The organism is Lactivibrio alcoholicus (genome assembly GCF_055390895.1).
Map to the genome: position 1 here is coordinate 272,167 of NZ_AP042471.1, position 16,585 is coordinate 288,751.

The window sequence follows — 16,585 nt, forward strand, 5'->3', positions numbered from 1 at the left end:
TCGGTCCTCAGTCGTTGGTGTTCAGGCTGCCGGTCACGATGATCGCGCCGCAGGCCGTGATGTCGCCGATGCGTGCGTTGGGCAGCCCTTCCGTCGCGGTGTCGAGGCTGCCCGTGACGATGGGCGTCACGCCGTGGCCCGGTATCGGGCAGACATGCAGATCGCCCAGCCGCGCCGCGGGTCTTTCGTTGACGACGGTGCGAAACGCGCCGGTGACGATCATGCCGCCGTGACTGGAGATATCGCCGAGTCTCGCCTGGGGTCTTGCCATGGTTATTTTCCCGTCAGGACGTGGACCAGAAAGCCGACCACGCCGCCCACGGCTCCTCCGACAGTGAGCACAAGACCAACCACCTTCCACATGGTCTCGACGCCCATCTTCTCGTTCATGCCCGACTGCAGGTTCTTGATGTCGTCGGTGTGGCGACGCAGATCATCCTGGATGCTGCGCACCAGAAGGTCCACGTTCTCCTTGTCCGACTTCTTCTCGATTTCGCGTTCGATCTTTTCAAGCCGCGCCTGGATTTCCCGACGGTGGTCTTCGAGGATGCTCCGGAATTCGGCCCGCCAGGATTCGAAGGTCCGGGCCAACATCCGCTCGCTCTGGTTCCAGTCGCACGGGGCGCTGTCATGTCGGGTTTCATCCATTCGTCTTTCTCCTTCTCAGCGAAAAGCGTCCGCGTATCTGCAGATCGATCTCGAACCGGTCGGACAGGCCTCGCCGTTCCAACGCATGGACCACAGCGTCGCGGGCGCAGTGGATCTGTTCGATCCGCATGCGCTGGGAGATGGAGTCCGCATGGATGCGGTAGTAATAGAGCGGTCTGCGGATGTGACGGACCTCGGTCAGCTCCGCCATACGCAGGCAGAGGTCGTAGTCCTCGGCGCACTGAAAACTCTCGTCGATGCCGCCCGCCGCGTCGAAGGCCGAGCGCCGCATCAGGCGGAAATGGAAAGTCATGAAGTCGAGAAGCATCCGGTCCTTGGAGAAGGGAATCCGGCAGCGGTTGCCGTAGCCGCGTGCCTTGCCGTCCTCCCCGATGGTCACGTAGTCGGTGTAGACCAGACCTACAGAGGATTCCCGGTCGAGAACCGCTGCGGTCTCTTCCAACGCCGTCGCGGCGAGGATGTCGTCGCTGTCGACCCAGCCGAGGTACGGCGCGGTCGTCTCCGCAATCGCGGCCTTGAGCGCCGGGGTCCGGCCCAGATGCTTCGCAGCGACGACGCGCACGCGGTCGTCCAGCTTGGCATAGTCACGGGCGATCTCCAGTGTCCGGTCAGTGGAGCCGTCGTCCCAGACGACCAGTTCATAGTTCCGCCGGGTTTGGGCCAGAACACTTTCGACCGCCTCGGCGAGATAACGCTCGCCGTTATACACGGTCATGACCAGGGATGCCGCAGGGCTTGTCGTCTCGTTGTTTGTCATGGGTTGATCAGCACCTTGTTCGTCGAGCGGATGACGATGTTCCCCATGACGGCATCCATGAGGATCATGCTTCCGGATTTGTCCGTGGCTTGGATGCGCTCCTGTCCGGCGGCCGCGTTCATCACGACGACCTGGCCGGCCTTGTCCGTGAGACGGATCATCTCGGTCCCGGCGGTGGAATCGATGAGGATTTCCTGCGTGCCGCAGAGGCCCCAGATGTGGACCTTCTCCTTGCCCTTGGTGGTGTCGATGAGAATCTTCTGCCACCGGGCGCGGGATTTGTCGCAGGACTGGATATGGATTTTCTCCTTGTCCTTCCACGCCTCCCAGCGCACGAACTGGCGGCACAGATCGGTGATCTCGATCCGGGCCTTCTGGTCTTTGATGTCCGAGTCGATGTCGAGCTGGTCTCCGTGCTCGGCGTCCTTGGTCCCCCGGCGGCGCGCATTGCCGGTCTGAACGTCGCGCTTCACGCGGCATTCCATGTGGAGAATCTGCCCGGCCCGGTCGATGACCTTGAGGAATTCCTCCTCGTCCCGGTCGTCGAGAACGATGGTGTGACCGGTTTCGGTCTTGAGAAGAACCTTGCGGCGCGGGCAGTAGTACTGCGGGTGGCCGTGGTGTTTCTTGTGCTCCAGGTCGTCCCGCCGGTCGGGCTTGTGTTCGAGCTTGTCCTCACAGTCGGTGCAGGTCGGATCGGAGCACAGACGCTTCGATTCTTCCGGTTGTTCGCCGGGGTTGGTCTTGGCCAGCCACACACCGGACCAGATCGGGTATTGGACGTTGCCGCCCTCGAACTCGGCCCAGACGGAAGCCCCTTCCTCGGGGATGAGAAACACGCCGATGTCTTCGTTGCCTCCGTAGGCAAAGCAGGGCCACGCCCATTCCGACCAGTTCTCCTTGCCGGTGCCGAGCACGGCCGGGATTTCGAGTCGACAGCGGCCGAGCCGCTCCGGATCGTTGTTGTCCCGCAAGAACGCTCTGTACTTTCCGTACCAGCGATTCTTGTAGCGTTCCTCGTGCTGGCGGTCCTGTGTCTCGATCACGGTTCGTCCTCCGGATTACTTCAGCGGCAGGAAGCCCCTCAGCACCTCGCGCACGATGCGGGTAACAGGTCCGTCCGGCGTCTTCTTCGGATCGACTTTGGCCACGGCATGACGCAGGGCGTCCTGCGCCGCGGTTTCGAGCTTGAGTTCCTGACCGGCGACGCCGGTTTTGACCTCTTTTGCGCCGAGCCGCTCGATGACGCCGATCACCGCGTCCAGAGCCGCGGCCTTGGCCCGGCCCCAGGCCGTGAGCTTGATGACGGTGAGGAGCGTCACGAACAAGGTCGCGATGAGTTCCTTGTGGTCCAGGATGAAGGTCAGAATCTGTTCATACTGCTGCATTGCGGTCACCTCCGTTGGTTTTCATGGCTTCTTCGAACGAAACGTATTTGCCGTCGAGGTGTCCCCATCGGGTCCGACCCTCGCGTATGTCGACGTGAATGAATCCCCGCTCCGGGTAGACGCCGATTCCACCGTTACGGAAGGCGGCCACCTGCTCCGCGAGTTCATACATCCCGGCAACGGACAAGCCCTTGATCACTATGTCCGCGGCATGTCCGAGCAGATGCCGGCTCTGTTTTGCTCCGCCTACCGCCCGGTTGTGATCGGGGCAGCGGTACCCGCTGGTCACGCGGACGGGAGCGCCAGCGAGGTCGCGCAATTCCTGGAGCGCATCCACGAGGCGTTGATCGATCTCGGTCTTGCCGCAACACCGGCAGGCGAACTCGCTCTTCGAGAAATTCCGGCTCAAATCTCCCATATGCTTTTCCTCCTTACAGCCTCCGCCCGCTGTCCGCATCGATGGTCACCATCGGCGGCGGCTCTTCCTTCGGTGTGGGCGGCGCTTCCTGGTCGTTCTGCTTGCCCTTGGCCTCGTCCGACTTGTCGCCCGCCCCTTTGCCCAGGGCGTTTTTCTTGAGTTTCAGTTCGCAGTGATATCCGCCCTCGCCGAAAGCGTGGCGGACCGAATGGCAGTAGTAGACGCCCGAGAATTTGCGACCCACGCCTTTGACCTCCACGTTCTGCTTGGCTCGCAGCGCGGGGATGCCGATGGTCACCGCGTCGGCTTCCACCTGGCGGAGCTCGGCCTCGCGGAACTTCCCCTCGGAGAGGTCCTGGGCCGGTTCCTGTCGCGGCTCCTCGTGAAAGCCCTCAGAACGGTCAAAGGTGGGGACCACCTGCCCGGACTCCTGCTCCTTGTAAGCGCCCTCGCCGGTGTTCCCGTCCACCAGGTAGGTCCGTTTCCCCAGCGAGGTCCGCTCCGGGGTGGTCTCGTTGTTGGCCTTGTGCTCGACCGGCTCCTTCTTGCGAGGGTCTACGCCCACGGCCTTGGTCTCGACGCCCGCTCCCTTGGCCCCCTGTGATTGCGTCGAGGGACGGAATGAACGCAGAACGCCCTTGCGGTCGGTGAAGTACTCGAGGGTCGCGGCGGGCTTCTTGTCCAGATCGCGGGGATGGAAATGCAGCTCGTCGTCCTGGATGTAGAAGACGTATCCGGTGACGCCGTCACCGTCCTTGTCGCGCGCCTTTCCGGCCAGTTCCTTGAGGAACTGTGCGTCGGAAACGTTACTCTGGGTTACGCGCAGATGACGGGCTTTCGTGGCCGTAACCACCGGAGTGAGACCGTTGGTCCCTGCGATCTCCTCGGCGATCTCGGAATAGAGAATGCCGGGAGCGGGCTTCTGCCAGACCTTCTGGTTCTCCTTTCCGGCCAGCTTGAAGCCTTTGTCGTAGGCCTTGATATGGATGGTCGGGTCACCGTCCTCCGGAAAGTCGTAGTCGATATCCTTGATGACCGCCTTCTTGCGCGGCGAGAGGTTGCCGACATATCCAAAACGGGCGACGATCTCGTTGCCTTCCTGGAACAGGGGATCGTCGACGAACTGGAGGTTTCGGTCAGTGACCGCGAGCTCCAACACGTCGAGTTCCTCCTCGTTGTCCTCGAAGACGAACGAGGTGATCTCCTGCGTGATATCCGCCGAAAGGGTTTGCCCCTCGATCTGGATCAGAAAAGTCGGTTTGAAGGTGTCGATATCCATGCGCCGATCTCCAGTCGGCCCGCCTGAAGGACGGACTCCACCGGATACTTACCGGCGCGCGGCGCGAGGTGTCGGGATGGATGGATGCGTCCGGGGACTCAGTCCAGAAGCCGCATGCTGACGTGTTCCGCCGAGGGGATGCGCAGAATGGTCCCCGGCGTCAGTTCCATGGGAAAGTAAATGTCGTTGTAGTCGCAGATGATCCACCAGAGATCGGCCTGTCCCAGATAGCGATGGGCCAGCAAATCGACCCGGTCCCCCTCGATCACCGTGTGAAACCGGTCGTCGGGGCGTGGCTTGCCCTCGGTCGGAAGACGCGTGCCCAGGAAGTCTCCGTCTCCCGACGTGTAGAGAATGGATGCCGCGTATCTGGATCGACGTCCGATCATCCGCGCACCTCCGAATAGTCCACGGACTGATCGATGTACTCCTCGAGCATCACGTCCACTTCGGCGTGCTGGGGCAGCAGGTTGTCCCGGTCGAACATGTGGAAGAACCGGGCCTTCACCTGGCGGACGACACAAAGCACGCCCGGGTAGAGGTCTCCGAACATGAAGATCACCCGGTGCGGGGCGTTCTTGAGCATGGTTCCGGCGTGTTCGGGATAGAGCAGCGAGCGCAGCCAGTCCACCGACTCCTTTACGGACCCCTTGAAGAAGACCAGCTTGAAGCCGATCTTGCGCGGCTCGCCAGCCACGTACTGGTAGCGGGGATGGCTCATGCCCGGAATCTTGATGGCCGCGTAGGCCGTGCTTTTCTCGTCGACGATGTCGTTCGGGTTGTACTGAAAATCGAGGTAGTCGCCCGTGTCCACGTCCACCAGGTACGCGGTGATCTCTTTCTGGTCCCAAGCCACGGCTACATCACCTCCAACTCGATTACGGGCTTGCCCAGACGCCGGGCATGATCGACTTCCCGTCGCATGCCGTCGGAAAGGCCTTCGCCGGTGAACACCCAGACCTCGTCGCAGATCTCCATGAACGTCAGGCCGCAGGCGATGCCCGCTTCGCGTTCGGAGGTCTTCCCGTCATCCAGGAAGCGCGTGTAGAGCAGATGCGGCGCGAAGGGCGCGCAACCTCGCTCCACCGCCTTCCGGCAGAGCCGTTCGGCGGTCGCCGTGTTCCGGGGAACGTCCCCGGCGTACCGGCTGCATATGAATACCCGTTTCATGCGGTCCTCACAGCGTCTCGTAGTTCTTGATCTTGCGTTCTCGCAGGTCCCGGTACACGGAACGGGCCACCTGCCGTCCGTCGAGCAGCGTGGTAACCGACACCTCGATGGGCCGCTCGCCGAGTTGCTCCATCTTCGCCAGCAAGGATTCGAGCACCGGGCGAAGCGTCTCTCCTGGAGGTGCAGACGGCATGCCGGACTCCGGACCGAGCGATCCTTTGGTCTCGCCGAGAAGACGAGCCTGGCCGGTGGGGAGAGAAGCGGTCTGCCGCTCCATCGGAACCGCCGCTCCGGTGCTTTCCAGGGAAGAGGCAAGCGTCGGTGCTTCCGCCGTCATGCCCGGTGTGAGCGCCAGGGTTCCCGCCAACATGGCCGGAGGGGCGATCTTACCGGTCAGCCCGGTCATGAACCCGAATGCGCGCGTCATGGCCTCGGCGGGCGCTGAGGCGGCCTTGGTGATGCCTCCGGCCAGGGTCTGAATCAGCGCAGCGCCGCTTCGGGTCAAGTCCGCGAGCGGGCCTTCCTTGGCATCGGAGAAAGGCAGCAGATTCCGCACGAACGAAAGGGCCGACTTCGCCGCCTGGTACGGCGCGCTCACGGCGGACTTGATGCCGTCACCCACCGCGGTCATGAACGCCCTGCCGCTCTCGAACGCCGAGCCCGCCAGTGCGGATACGCTGGATGCCAATGAGCCGAAGGCGTTCGATGCGGCGGTCTTAACTTGTTCCCATGCGGACGATGCGACCGATGCCAGTCCCTCGAACGGGGCCTTGATCCACTCCCAGGCGCTCTGCGCCATGGTCTTGAGAGTGTCCCATGCCGTCGACGCCGTGCCGATGATCCGGCTCCAGGCGGAGGAAGCGCTCCCGGCGATCCAGTCGAAGGGCGCGGAAAGCAGCGACCAGGAAGACTGGAACAGCGAACCGATCCGGCTCCATCCGCCCTGCAGATGGTTGGCGATTCCATCCCAGGCCGCGCCGGCTGAGGATTGAACCCGGTCCCAGGCTGCTCCCGCGGAACCGGCGATCCACGAAAAGGGCGTGCTGACGAGCGACCAAGCCGTGCGCCCGATGTTCCCGAGGCTCCCCCAAAATCCGGTTGCGGCGCTCACGATGCCGTTCCATGCGGTCCCGGCTGCGGACTGCATCCAACCGAAGGGCGCGACCAACACGTCCGAAGCCCCACGACCGAGCGTTGTGATGCCGTTCCAAGCGCTCGATGCCGCAGTGCCGACAGTACGCCAGACGGCGGACGCGGCATCCGCTCCTTTCCTGAACGGCCAGGTGACCGCCGCAAGGATGCCGCTTCCCAGATTTTTCAAGCCGTCCCACACCCAGCGGACCGCGTCCATCATCCTTTGCAGCGCCAGACTCAGAACTTTGCCCGGCAGAGCGAGAACACCGAGCATTCCCTTGGCCAGCGTCTTGAGAAGAGACGCGCCGGAAGCGGTGAGGTCCGACAGTGGGCCGGTCTCCGCGTCTGAAAAAGGCAGCAGTCTGCGGAGCCACCCGAGAGCCTTCTTGAGCATCTCGAACGGATAAGTGACCGCCGACCAGATGCCTTTGCCGACGGCTACGAGAATCGCCTTGCCCGCCTCGAAGAAAGTCGTGTCGCCGGATAAGAATCCCCGCACCGCGCCGAAGACATCGGCCAGCGTCCGGACCAGAGGCAGGTTCATGAAGGCTGCAGCCAAAGCCGATGCCGCGGAAGCGAAAAAACTTCCAACGGCGGAGAAGAGTCCCTTGATGAAATCCCAGACACCGACGATCACGTCCCGGGCCCAGCGGAACGGCGTGGCCAGGAAATCAAAGACCGCGCCGCCGATGGCCTTGAGCCCGTCGAGCACGGAGATGTCGCCGGTGAGGACCTGCCAGACTGTATGGACGACCCGGGCCGCCATGCGGAGCGCCTCGACCAAAAGCCTGACCGGCAGGAAGAACTTGTAGATGAACTTCCCCGCCTCGATGAAGGCGGTGACGATGGTCTTGCCGAGCCAGACGACCGCGCGCACCACCCAAGCCACCACCGTGATGACGGCCGCCAAGTTGTAGATGACGAACTTGAGGAGATACGCGCCGACCTTGGCGATCACACCGAGCACCGTGCCGAGTGTCTCGCCGAGACTCCGGTAGGAGGAGGCATCAGCGGAAGATGCCGCCAGACCGAAGATTTCAAGGACCGAGAAGATCGCTTTGTACAGCATGCCGTAAGCCTGCATGAGCGCACGGACCGCAGGTTCGAGAACCGCCCTGATCTTTCCGAACGCGTCGGAAAAGGCCTCCCACAAGCCGGTCAGAAACTGGCGCACCCGGTAGTAGATGCGGAAGACCGTGACCACCAGTCCCATCAGCCCGGCCTGTTCGAGCTTCTGCGCCAGGTCGGCCGACATGGTTCCGGCTCCGCCGGAGAGCGAGGTGATCAGCGCCCGGATTCCCTGGAATACGAGTTGCACTTTTTCCCACGCGCCGAGGATGGTGTCCCGGATGCCGGCGAAGTTGGTCTCCCAGGCTCGTTTGAGGAGATAGACGGCGAGTATCACACCACCGATGATTGCGACCACCGGAAGGAAATATGCCGCGAACGTGCTTCCCACACCGGCGATTGCCGCGCCCATGGCGGCAAGCCCCGCCTTGATGGCGGGGAGCATCAGGCCGATGGTCCCCGCCGCGGCGATCACTCCCCCGACGACGACCAACACGGCACCCAGCGCCATGGACAAGGTCAGGAGGACCCTGGTCAACCCCGGCATCGAACGTGCGAGCTTCTGGAAAAACAGGACGGCCTTCGATATCCCCTGGATGATCGGAGTCACCACCGGCAGGAGCGTGCGGCCGAGGATTTCAGCGAGGTTTCCGACCTGCTGGCGCAAAAGCTGGAACTGACTCCCGATATCCATGTTCATGGCCCTCGCCATTTCCTCGGTGACGGCGGTGCCGCTCTTCATCGCTTGTTCGATGGAGCTGATGTTGCCCTCCAGGGACTCCATTCCCTGGGACATCTGGAGCAGGAACTTCACCGCCTCGTCGGAGCCGAAAGCCTTCTTGATCTGCACCTGTGCGGCTGCCTGGGAAAGGTCCGGGAACCGCGATTTGACCTCCTGGAGGATGGGAATGATCCCTTTGAGTCTCCCGCTCGAATCGATGAACGACAGCCCCAACTGCTCACCGGCTTCGGCAGCCTTCATGATGAAAGCCTTGTAGAGTGTTCCGGCTTCCGAACCGGGCATCGTGGTCTGCAGTTGACCGAGAATGGCGAGTTGTTCATGGAGAGGAATGTTGGAGGAAGCGGCCACCGCGCCGATGTTCTTGATCGCTTCCGCCATCTGCGCGCCGGTGGTCTTGAAAACGGCCACGGTCTGCGCCATCGCACCTGAGAATGCCTTCGCCCACTCCATGTCGGTCATGTTTGCCATGATCGGCTTGAAGATGCCGTACCCGGTGGTGAAGGTGCCGACCATCTCCTGGATGCTGGCCTTGGTGGCCTTGGCGGTGAGCGCGGCCATGGCGGAGAAGGTTCCCACGGCTTCGTCGCTCAAGCCGGCGAGCGCCGACTTTACGTCGTAGGCCGCCCCGATGAATTCGGCCTTGCTGTATCCGGCCCAGGTGTTGGTGAAGCTCTCGGCGGCGTCTTCGAGAGCGCGCAGGTCCTTGGTGCCGAGCGACGCCATTTCGCCCAGGGCTTTCTGTGTCGCGGCGGTGGAGGCGATGAGTCCGACGGGCACGGCCATGAGCGCCAGTCCCGCGCCGATCATCATGGTGCCCTTTTGGATGCGGTCGAGGTTGCGCGTCATCCGCTCGCTGGAGGCGGCCACTGTCGCGTCCAGGGACTGCATGGACGACTGGACCCGGGCCGCGTTCTGCGAGAACGCGTCCTTCATCGAGACGATGACGCCGAGCCCGAGATCTCCGTTCATGTGCGCCTGCGCTCCATTTCTTCACGCTCGAAAGCAAGCTGCCGCTCCAGTGCCTCCACGAATTCGCGGCGGACCGAGAGCGGCAGCGCCCGTGTTTCCGAGAAACTCCAGTGGAGCCCGCCGTAGGCGAGGAAAAACGCGTCCCTTACAAGCGAACTCCGGGAAACAAAAAACCCGGTTCCGCCTCCAGCCGGGTGCGGATGCGCGTCCCGCACGATTGGCAGTCGGTCTCCACGGTCGTGTCGATTCCCGCGTCCACCCTCAGCATCTCCTGCCGGAGGGCGCTGCGGTCACGCATTGACATATCGTTCATGAGCTTCTTGGTCGGCGGCGCGCCGTCCATGTCGATGATCCGGATCAACATGGCGGAGGAGATGGAAGGCTCCTTAAGAGCAGCCAGCCGTTTCTCCTTGTGGCCATCCAAGTAACCGAACCGGACCTTGCCTCCGGAACCGGGCAGCGCGAAGGCGAATTCCCGTTCCTCTCCGTAAGGCGTGACCTCCAGTTCGTCCAGGTTGACGGTGATGGGGTTCGATCCCCGGCAGGCGGTGTTCGGGCAGGTCAGTTCCAGTTCGACCTCGTCGCCGAGCGAGATCTGACGGAGCCGGACCAGAATAAACAGCCGGTCCCCGGAGAGGAGGTCCAGCACATCCTTGACCGTCGGTTCGTCGCTGTCCCCCAGCCGCACGATGCAGTTCTTGAGCACCTGGTTCACGGCGTCGCCGGTGCGGATGAGACGCTGGTTGGTGAGCAGTTCCTCCTCGGCTCCGGTCATCTCCCGGAGCTCGATCTCGATGCCGCTCGGCAGTTCAAATGTGTGCATGATCTACCTCCTCGGATCAGGTCCAATACTGGAAGCAAATGCTGAGCTTCTCGATGGTGTTGTCCGTGTTCGCGCCCTCGAGTTCGTCGTACTCCAGGACCTTGATCCACGCGCCGTGCAGGGTCCACCGTCGCGTTTCGTTTCCGGTTCGGTCGTAGCGGACGAGGTCGATATCGCGCATGTAGTCGTTGGGCAGGCCGCCGACCACGGCGTTGACGTCCACCTGTTTCTTGATCCACTCCCTGGCGGCCTCGTCGGAACCGTCCTGGAGAATCCCTTTCTCCAGGGTGATGTCCTCGAACTTGACCCGTCCGGCCACCTTCTGGTCGAACATGGAACCGGCGGGCGCGAAGGCCACCTCCTCGAACTCGGTCTTGGGTTCCTGGCCCTTCTTGAAAAGCGCCACGTCGAAGCCGTTCACCTCGATGGCGAATTGCCAGTTCTGATACAGACTCTTGGGCATGTTGCCGCTGCGCATGACTTACCTCCTTACCCGGTCTTGAATATCTCTTTGAAATCAGCCCCCGTGGCGGTAAGCACGAAGTTGAGCTCGATGAATTCCGCCGTCTTGGTCGGCTTGACGAAGACGCGCGCCACGAGTTCGTTGCGGTCGATCACGGCCGGGGTGTTGGTCTCCTCGTCGCACTGGACGGCGAAGTCGTAGAGCCCGCCCTTGTCCTTGATGTCCTGCATGAAGGGGTTGATCAACCGGATCAGTGCGCGCCAAGTCTGCGGGTTGTTGGGTTCGAAGACCACGAAGCGCGAGGACTCGGCGATGGCTTCCTCGATGAACATCATCAGCCGCCGCACGTTCACTCGGTCGAGCGCCGAAGGCTGGCTTTGCAGCGTCTTCTGCCCCCAGATGTTGATGCCGCTGTCGGGGAAGGAAGCGATCACGTTGACGCCCTCGGGATAGAGGACGTCCCGCTCGCCCCGGCTGGTCTTGTAGCCCAGGGACAAGGCGTTGAAGACCCGGCCGCGGTCGATGCCCGCGGGCGCGTACCAGACATGGGTCTTCTTGTCGCTGCGGGCGTAGCACCCGGCCACGGCTCCGCTGGGCGGAACGAGCTTGCGCTTGCCGGTCACCGGGTCGTTGATCTCGATCCAGGGATAGTAGAGCGCGGCATAAGACGAGTTGAACGCCCCGTGGGAGTACATCCCCTGGCCCTTGCGGAAATCCACCGCTTCCAGGGGTTCGAGGTGAATGGGCGCTTCGGCCAGAAGCATGAGGTCTTGGCGGTTTTCCGCGTAGGTGACGCCGGCGTGGATCACCTCGGCGGTCGTGACGCCCGGAACCATGATCAGGTTCAGCGCGTCGATCTCGTCGAAGGCGTAGAAGCCGGTGTGCTGGGACGGATCGCCGGAGTAGTCGGCGTCGTCCAATCCGGTGAGACCATCGTTCCCGCCTGAGAGTTCGAATGCTCCGATGACGGGACGGTCCGCCGGAAGGCCGGATGCCGCGCCGAGGTCCTCGACGATGATGAAGTCCGACCGTTCGTTGACGACAAGCTCGACATGGTTCGGAGCCGCTTCGTCCATCGAGAGGTCCTTGAAGACCTCCACAACCTCACCCTTGTGGCGGACCACCAGGTTGAACGCGCCGGTCGGATCGAGGGAACCGTCTTCGACCTGAACGGAGAGACGCGCGCCCCAGGTTCCTTCATCCGCCGCCCGCACCTTGAGCGTGTCCATCGCGTTCATGCCTCCGGACAAGCTTGCCGAGGCTGCGGCTTGGACGATACCCGCATCCTGAGTTTCCGCCGTGACCAGCGCGGAGGCATCCGGAGAACCGACGACCGCGGCGACCACCTGGTCCGCTGTGGAAACAGGATCGCCCGCCCCGTCGGTCGCCAGGTTGACGGTGATTGCTTGTCCCAAGACCTCGACGGAGAGCGGCGTATCGTTTCCCGAAACGACGAGTTCGACGGAGACGGCGTTTCCCGCGGCCCCCGGCTGAATAGCCCGCCACGCGATGCGATCCGTGCCGACGGTGCCGGTCACAAGTGACGCCGTCGCCACGCGCCGGTCCTTGAGGACGACCTGGGCTTTCACGGCGGTCAATGTGTTCCGATCCGTGGGGTCGGTCAGATGGGCGATGCGGTTCACGAAAAGAACGGAGCCGCCGTTGTCGAAGAACGCCCTTGCGGCGTAGGCGAGGTATCCGGCCTGCAGGTAGGAGCCGAATTTGTTGATGAACTGCTCCCAGCTCGTGACCAGAACAGGCTTGTTGATAGGGCCGCGTTCGGCCACACCCACCATGCCGCAGGAAGAGGTGGATATCTGCTTGACGTAAAAGCTGAAGTCGACTTCGCGGGTATAGATGCCCGGTGAAAGATACGTGCCCATGGGTTACCTCCGTTTCCGACGTTTGCCGCCGTTTGCGCCGGTGTTCTCCGTCTCGGTCTCGACCGGCTCTTCCCGCGCCGTCTCGGGTTCGGGAACGGTCGGCGTCGCCGGCGTCAGCGACACGAAGCCCCGCTTTGCCGCGGCATCGATCTCGGGGGAAATGTCGTCCTCACCCAGCGTTCTGCGCTCGCGGGGATTCAGATGAAGCCCCCGACCGCTTCCCGCGAGGTGGAACGTGAGCGGTTGGAACATAAGATTCTTGATTTCGATCACAGTGGTTCCTCCTTGTTTCATGGGGTATGGAGCCGATCCTCCTCGACGCCGTCCCGGAACTCGAAGCGGCGGTCTTTGATGAGCGGGCCCGTTTCGACGAGGCCGTCGTAAACCGGGCAATCCTCGATCCGGCAGCGGCCGCTGCTCTGGCGCAGGTTGGACAGGTTCACCCGTCGCAACCCGCCCAAGGGGACGATCTCCGTCAGGTTGAGGGAGCCACGGTCTTCCACGGCCAGGACCGGGTGGAGCTGATAGAAACGGGCCACCCGTTCCTGGAGGTCCAGCAGATCGCCTTCATGGCCGGCGGTGACGATGACGTCGAAGTCGAGGTGGTAGAGCCGGGGATGCCGACACTGTTCATAAACGAGGTTCGGGACATCCTTCTCCACTATGTGGGCCATGGTGCGGCGGTCGCCGTTTTCCGCCAGCGTCGGTCCCTGCAGGATCAAGCTCGGGACGTTGGGCACCTCGAAGACATCGTCCGCGGCGACGAGCACCGCGTCCGGGTCGATCTCCGCTTTAATCAGGCGGATCAGGTTTTCAACGACTGTGCGAACGGTTTCCAATTCCGGTTCCTCCGGCTCAAGCGAACGTTTCCGCTGGATACCTACCGGAGCCGGACGGGAAGTGTCGGCGGGGATCAGAGCGCAGCGCGGATGGCCTGGCGGTAGTTCTCGATGATCTGCTCGCGGTACTTTTCCATCGTGGGATGCAGGAAGGGACGGGGCGGGATGACGATCACCGCGCCGTTGGGGTGCTGGATGGTGGCTCCGTACTCCATCACCGCGCCGATGTTCACCAGGTCGTCGCCGTCCTTGTTGACAGTGCCGCGCAGGAGTCCCACGAAAGCCCGGTCCGAAAGGATGCGCTGAGTGATCGAATTGACGAGGAAGCCGGTGTCGATCAGGGCCTTGCTGGAGCCCTTGCGTGCGATGGTGCTCTCGGCCAATTTGACGAACGCCTTTCCGCCAGGAGCCTGGGACCGGATGCCGCGCTTGATCTCGCGGACGAGGAGAATGGCGTTCTTGATGGTCGCCTGCCGGATCGCCAGGGCGAGCCGGGCTCCGGGATTGGCGGCCAGCTTCGCTTTCGCCTTTTCCCAGTCGCCGAAACGCTTAACTCCCATGGATGCGCACCAGCTTCAGCACCTTGTGGGTCGCGACGCCGAAAAGGCGCTCTTCCACTACGGTCTGAACCCGAAAAACGTCCGCCCCGCTGCGCACCCGGTCTTCCGGTCTCACATCCAGGGCGGGGAGCACGCAGGCCATGGCGTCGATCTTGTTGGCGAGGTCCTCCGGCGGCGTTTCGATGAACTCGAGCGGAAAGGTCTCCACTTCAGTGAACGAGGCGTCGTCCGATCCATACAATCGCTCGCCGGGGACTGCACGCAGCAACGCGGCTTCCTGTGAGCTTGCCAAGATCAGTTCCTTTACGTCCCCGGCGGCCGCCGCTTTCTCGGGATCGCTCAGCAGGGTCACAGCTCAAGCTCGCTTCCTTGATCGTAGATGACCGGCGCGAGTCCTCCGGGGGTGATGATGTAGTCCTCGGGGGATGCGGCGGCTCCCGGTTTGATTTCACTCAGCCGCTGCTTGTACACGGCCTTGAGGTCTTCCTCGATCCCGGCCCAATGCTCCGGTTGCTTGGTTTTATCCACCCGCTTGTCGCCGCTGGAAAAGGAAAACGCATTGGCGGTCTGGGCCCGCATGACCTGGCAGGCATGTATTTGGCCAAGTAAAAGCAGCAGTTCACGAGTCTCACCTTCCGGCTCCGGAACCACCTCTCCGTTCACGACGGACATGGAAAGCTCCAGGTCGCGCGCCAAACGATACACGCCCTTCAGGATGCATCGGGAAAGGACGTCATCGGTAAACAGCTCGGCCTGGGGGTCGGACAGGTCGGTCCGGAGAACGACGACGAGATCAGCCAGCGCCACCTTCCACCTCCGTCAGCCGCTTCTTGAGGGCGTCGATCACCGTTCGTCGTTTCTCGCCCGCCAAGTGGGCTTTAAGTTTGTCAGGGTCCTTTTCGACGCCGATCCGGGAAATAGCCTCGGCTGCGGTAAGATCGGTGATGTCCTCTCGCCGCGGCTCGGCCGACGAGGTTGATTCCTCTCTCGGCTTATCATCTCTGCCGTCCATCCGCGCGAGCCTTCCCGCGGACAACGCCGATTCCATTTGGGGGGAAAGCGCGTCCGTTTCAAAGGTCTCGCCCGGATCGAGACGCAGCTTGGCGTCGGCGATGATCAGGACTCCCGGTCGGATGTTCTTCAGTTTCACCGTCACGGTTCACCTCCGTCAGCCGAGAATCTTGATCTTGGCGAGAATGTCCGGGCGGGTGATGCCTTGCCCCAGTTCCGACCAGACGAGCCAGCCCGTCTTGAAGCGGGTCTTCTGCTCGATGGCTTCGGTCTTGAGGTTTTCGCGCACCGGCAACTTGCCCACTTCCTCGTCGGGGATGAGCAGCACCTCGTCGATGGCCTGCGCGGCCGTCAACAGAATGCCGCCGGTCCCGTAGTTCTTGATGACGCCCTTGGCCCGCAGTTCGGCTTTGGTTTCCGGGTCGAGGTTCCAGCCCCGCAGGTCATTGAAACGCCGGCCCCTCATGACGATGTACTTCACCGTCAACTCGAGGTCTTCGATGATGGAGATCGCCTCGTTGAGCGCCTCCTCGGTGAGGGTCGCGCCGGTCACCTCCACGGTGTTGGCCGCAGGAACCGCCGCCGAAAGCACCGTAATGGTCCGCTTGTCGATCTCCTTGCGGATTTCGTCCGCGGCCGAGGTCTGGATGTCCATCAGGGTGCCGATGTTGCCGTTCTTGAGCACCGAAACGTCGACCATGGGTGCGGAGTGGATGCGGTTGGTGGGAAACTCCACTTCGTCCTTGCCGACTTCCTGCTCCTGAGCCTCGCCTTCGGTGGAAATCCAGTAGGCCTTCACTTTGGGCTTCTTCTGGTAAAGAGGGCGCTCTCCCTTGGGCAGAGTGTGCTTCGTGAGCAGGAGCGAAGAGATTTCCTTGCGCTTGATTTCCTGTTCGATGGGTTCGGCGATGGCCGCGGCCAGTGCGCGCATCCCTTCCGGGGACTCAAGCGCCTCGGACATCAGGCGCGCCATCGTCTCCATGTATTCCTGGCTGTGCACGTTCATGCGGATCGTCTCCATATCGTTTTCCTCCTGTAATCAGATGAGCATCCGGAACTTGATCGTTCCGCCGGAGACGGAGACGGCCCGGGCGATGACTTCCTCGCCCGCCTGCACGCCCGCGGTGAGTTTGCCGTTGGCCGAAACCTTCAGGTCGTCGCCGGGATTCACGGTCCCTTCGAAGACGTCGGTCTCGTAGACGCCGCCCATGCAGTAGATGCCGGGCATCTCTCCGTTCTTGTAGTCCTTGATCAGAATGCCGAAGGACTTGGCCGTCGGCGTGGTGTTCACGGCGAAGAGGTCGTTGCCGACGATCCTCACCACCTGGCCGAGTTGGCCGTCGCCCTGCAGGTAGCCGTCGCCGTATGCGAGGCCCCGGTGATTGGGATTGATGAAAGCCATGGTCATTCCT

Annotated in this window: 22 protein-coding genes; all 22 read right to left on the bottom strand. The window is 62.6% G+C overall.

Annotated features, from left to right (window positions below; all coding sequences use genetic code 11):
* Positions 1–7: 7 nt before the first annotated feature.
* The gene (locus tag ACZ5IU_RS01340) at positions 8–223 is read right to left on the bottom strand and encodes a PAAR domain-containing protein (protein WP_464419759.1); all 216 of its coding nucleotides are present in this window, start codon (positions 221–223) and stop codon (positions 8–10) included.
* 50 nt (positions 224–273) lie between these two features.
* Positions 274–648, bottom strand: a complete 375-nt coding sequence (locus ACZ5IU_RS01345) for a hypothetical protein (RefSeq protein ID WP_108100916.1) — start codon at positions 646–648, stop codon at positions 274–276.
* Entirely contained in the window at positions 641–1,426 is a 786-nt protein-coding gene (locus ACZ5IU_RS01350) for a glycosyltransferase family 2 protein (protein WP_464419761.1), read from the bottom strand. The genes ACZ5IU_RS01345 and ACZ5IU_RS01350 overlap by 8 nt, the downstream gene beginning before the upstream one ends.
* Positions 1,423–2,472: a phage baseplate assembly protein V gene (locus ACZ5IU_RS01355; RefSeq protein ID WP_464419763.1), complete on the bottom strand. Its 1,050-nt coding sequence runs from the start codon at positions 2,470–2,472 to the stop codon at positions 1,423–1,425. The genes ACZ5IU_RS01350 and ACZ5IU_RS01355 overlap by 4 nt, the downstream gene beginning before the upstream one ends.
* A 15-nt stretch (positions 2,473–2,487) precedes the next feature.
* Positions 2,488–2,814 carry a hypothetical protein gene (locus ACZ5IU_RS01360; protein ID WP_464419765.1) on the bottom strand — a complete coding sequence of 109 codons (327 nt, stop codon included), beginning with the start codon at positions 2,812–2,814 and terminating at the stop codon, positions 2,488–2,490.
* Positions 2,801–3,232 carry a YcbK family protein gene (locus ACZ5IU_RS01365; protein WP_464419767.1) on the bottom strand — a complete coding sequence of 144 codons (432 nt, stop codon included), beginning with the start codon at positions 3,230–3,232 and terminating at the stop codon, positions 2,801–2,803. Before ACZ5IU_RS01365 ends, ACZ5IU_RS01360 begins: the two co-directional genes overlap by 14 nt.
* Before the next feature lie 13 nt (positions 3,233–3,245).
* Complete coding sequence (locus tag ACZ5IU_RS01370; protein ID WP_464419769.1) at positions 3,246–4,511, bottom strand: phage late control D family protein; 1,266 nt, start codon at positions 4,509–4,511, stop codon at positions 3,246–3,248.
* A 98-nt stretch (positions 4,512–4,609) separates the two neighbouring features.
* Positions 4,610–4,900, bottom strand: a complete 291-nt coding sequence (locus ACZ5IU_RS01375) for a LysM peptidoglycan-binding domain-containing protein (protein ID WP_464419771.1) — start codon at positions 4,898–4,900, stop codon at positions 4,610–4,612.
* Positions 4,897–5,367, bottom strand: coding sequence for a CIS tube protein (locus ACZ5IU_RS01380; protein WP_408998742.1), 471 nt, complete (start codon positions 5,365–5,367; stop codon positions 4,897–4,899). The genes ACZ5IU_RS01375 and ACZ5IU_RS01380 overlap by 4 nt, the downstream gene beginning before the upstream one ends.
* A gap of 2 nt (positions 5,368–5,369) precedes the next feature.
* On the bottom strand, positions 5,370–5,681 hold the full coding sequence (locus ACZ5IU_RS01385) for a DUF7768 domain-containing protein (protein ID WP_464419773.1): 312 nt from the start codon (positions 5,679–5,681) through the stop codon (positions 5,370–5,372).
* A gap of 7 nt (positions 5,682–5,688) precedes the next feature.
* Positions 5,689–9,594, bottom strand: a complete 3,906-nt coding sequence (locus ACZ5IU_RS01390; protein ID WP_464419775.1) for a phage tail tape measure protein — start codon at positions 9,592–9,594, stop codon at positions 5,689–5,691.
* Positions 9,595–9,739: 145 nt separating this feature from the next.
* Positions 9,740–10,417 carry a T4 family baseplate hub assembly chaperone gene (locus tag ACZ5IU_RS01395; protein WP_464419777.1) on the bottom strand — a complete coding sequence of 226 codons (678 nt, stop codon included), beginning with the start codon at positions 10,415–10,417 and terminating at the stop codon, positions 9,740–9,742.
* A 16-nt stretch (positions 10,418–10,433) separates the two neighbouring features.
* Positions 10,434–10,895, bottom strand: coding sequence for a phage tail protein (locus ACZ5IU_RS01400; protein WP_464419779.1), 462 nt, complete (start codon positions 10,893–10,895; stop codon positions 10,434–10,436).
* An 11-nt stretch (positions 10,896–10,906) separates the two neighbouring features.
* Positions 10,907–12,763: a phage tail sheath C-terminal domain-containing protein gene (locus tag ACZ5IU_RS01405; protein WP_464419781.1), complete on the bottom strand. Its 1,857-nt coding sequence runs from the start codon at positions 12,761–12,763 to the stop codon at positions 10,907–10,909.
* Between the two features lie 3 nt (positions 12,764–12,766).
* Entirely contained in the window at positions 12,767–13,036 is a 270-nt protein-coding gene (locus tag ACZ5IU_RS01410) for a hypothetical protein (RefSeq protein ID WP_464419783.1), read from the bottom strand.
* Between the two features lie 17 nt (positions 13,037–13,053).
* Entirely contained in the window at positions 13,054–13,602 is a 549-nt protein-coding gene (locus ACZ5IU_RS01415) for a hypothetical protein (protein WP_464419785.1), read from the bottom strand.
* 74 nt (positions 13,603–13,676) lie between these two features.
* Entirely contained in the window at positions 13,677–14,162 is a 486-nt protein-coding gene (locus tag ACZ5IU_RS01420; protein ID WP_464419787.1) for a phage virion morphogenesis protein, read from the bottom strand.
* The gene (locus ACZ5IU_RS01425) at positions 14,152–14,514 is read right to left on the bottom strand and encodes a hypothetical protein (protein WP_464419789.1); all 363 of its coding nucleotides are present in this window, start codon (positions 14,512–14,514) and stop codon (positions 14,152–14,154) included. The genes ACZ5IU_RS01420 and ACZ5IU_RS01425 overlap by 11 nt, the downstream gene beginning before the upstream one ends.
* On the bottom strand, positions 14,511–14,969 hold the full coding sequence (locus tag ACZ5IU_RS01430; protein ID WP_464419791.1) for a hypothetical protein: 459 nt from the start codon (positions 14,967–14,969) through the stop codon (positions 14,511–14,513). The genes ACZ5IU_RS01425 and ACZ5IU_RS01430 overlap by 4 nt, the downstream gene beginning before the upstream one ends.
* Positions 14,956–15,318: a hypothetical protein gene (locus ACZ5IU_RS01435; protein WP_464419793.1), complete on the bottom strand. Its 363-nt coding sequence runs from the start codon at positions 15,316–15,318 to the stop codon at positions 14,956–14,958. The genes ACZ5IU_RS01430 and ACZ5IU_RS01435 overlap by 14 nt, the downstream gene beginning before the upstream one ends.
* Positions 15,319–15,330: 12 nt before the next feature.
* Positions 15,331–16,194, bottom strand: coding sequence for an HK97-fold major capsid protein (locus tag ACZ5IU_RS01440; RefSeq protein ID WP_408998730.1), 864 nt, complete (start codon positions 16,192–16,194; stop codon positions 15,331–15,333).
* Between the two features lie 18 nt (positions 16,195–16,212).
* A complete protein-coding gene (locus tag ACZ5IU_RS01445; RefSeq protein WP_408998729.1) occupies positions 16,213–16,575 on the bottom strand; it encodes a hypothetical protein in 363 nt (120 codons plus the stop codon).
* Positions 16,576–16,585: the final 10 nt, after the last annotated feature.

Excerpts from the sequence above, each read along its gene's own strand:
- ACZ5IU_RS01440 (WP_408998730.1), bottom strand. The coding sequence starts at position 16,194 with ATGGAGACGATCCGCATGAACGTGCACAGCCAGGAATACATGGAGACG.
- ACZ5IU_RS01345 (WP_108100916.1), bottom strand. The coding sequence starts at position 648 with ATGGATGAAACCCGACATGACAGCGCCCCGTGCGACTGGAACCAGAGC.
- ACZ5IU_RS01365 (WP_464419767.1), bottom strand. The coding sequence starts at position 3,232 with ATGGGAGATTTGAGCCGGAATTTCTCGAAGAGCGAGTTCGCCTGCCGG.
- ACZ5IU_RS01400 (WP_464419779.1), bottom strand. The coding sequence starts at position 10,895 with ATGCGCAGCGGCAACATGCCCAAGAGTCTGTATCAGAACTGGCAATTC.
- ACZ5IU_RS01385 (WP_464419773.1), bottom strand. The coding sequence starts at position 5,681 with ATGAAACGGGTATTCATATGCAGCCGGTACGCCGGGGACGTTCCCCGG.
- ACZ5IU_RS01340 (WP_464419759.1), bottom strand. The coding sequence starts at position 223 with ATGATCGTCACCGGCGCGTTTCGCACCGTCGTCAACGAAAGACCCGCG.
- ACZ5IU_RS01350 (WP_464419761.1), bottom strand. The coding sequence starts at position 1,426 with ATGACAAACAACGAGACGACAAGCCCTGCGGCATCCCTGGTCATGACC.
- ACZ5IU_RS01390 (WP_464419775.1), bottom strand. The coding sequence starts at position 9,594 with ATGAACGGAGATCTCGGGCTCGGCGTCATCGTCTCGATGAAGGACGCG.
- ACZ5IU_RS01405 (WP_464419781.1), bottom strand. The coding sequence starts at position 12,763 with ATGGGCACGTATCTTTCACCGGGCATCTATACCCGCGAAGTCGACTTC.
- ACZ5IU_RS01375 (WP_464419771.1), bottom strand. The coding sequence starts at position 4,900 with ATGATCGGACGTCGATCCAGATACGCGGCATCCATTCTCTACACGTCG.
- ACZ5IU_RS01370 (WP_464419769.1), bottom strand. The coding sequence starts at position 4,511 with ATGGATATCGACACCTTCAAACCGACTTTTCTGATCCAGATCGAGGGG.
- ACZ5IU_RS01395 (WP_464419777.1), bottom strand. The coding sequence starts at position 10,417 with ATGCACACATTTGAACTGCCGAGCGGCATCGAGATCGAGCTCCGGGAG.
- ACZ5IU_RS01445 (WP_408998729.1), bottom strand. The coding sequence starts at position 16,575 with ATGGCTTTCATCAATCCCAATCACCGGGGCCTCGCATACGGCGACGGC.
- ACZ5IU_RS01360 (WP_464419765.1), bottom strand. The coding sequence starts at position 2,814 with ATGCAGCAGTATGAACAGATTCTGACCTTCATCCTGGACCACAAGGAA.
- ACZ5IU_RS01420 (WP_464419787.1), bottom strand. The coding sequence starts at position 14,162 with ATGGGAGTTAAGCGTTTCGGCGACTGGGAAAAGGCGAAAGCGAAGCTG.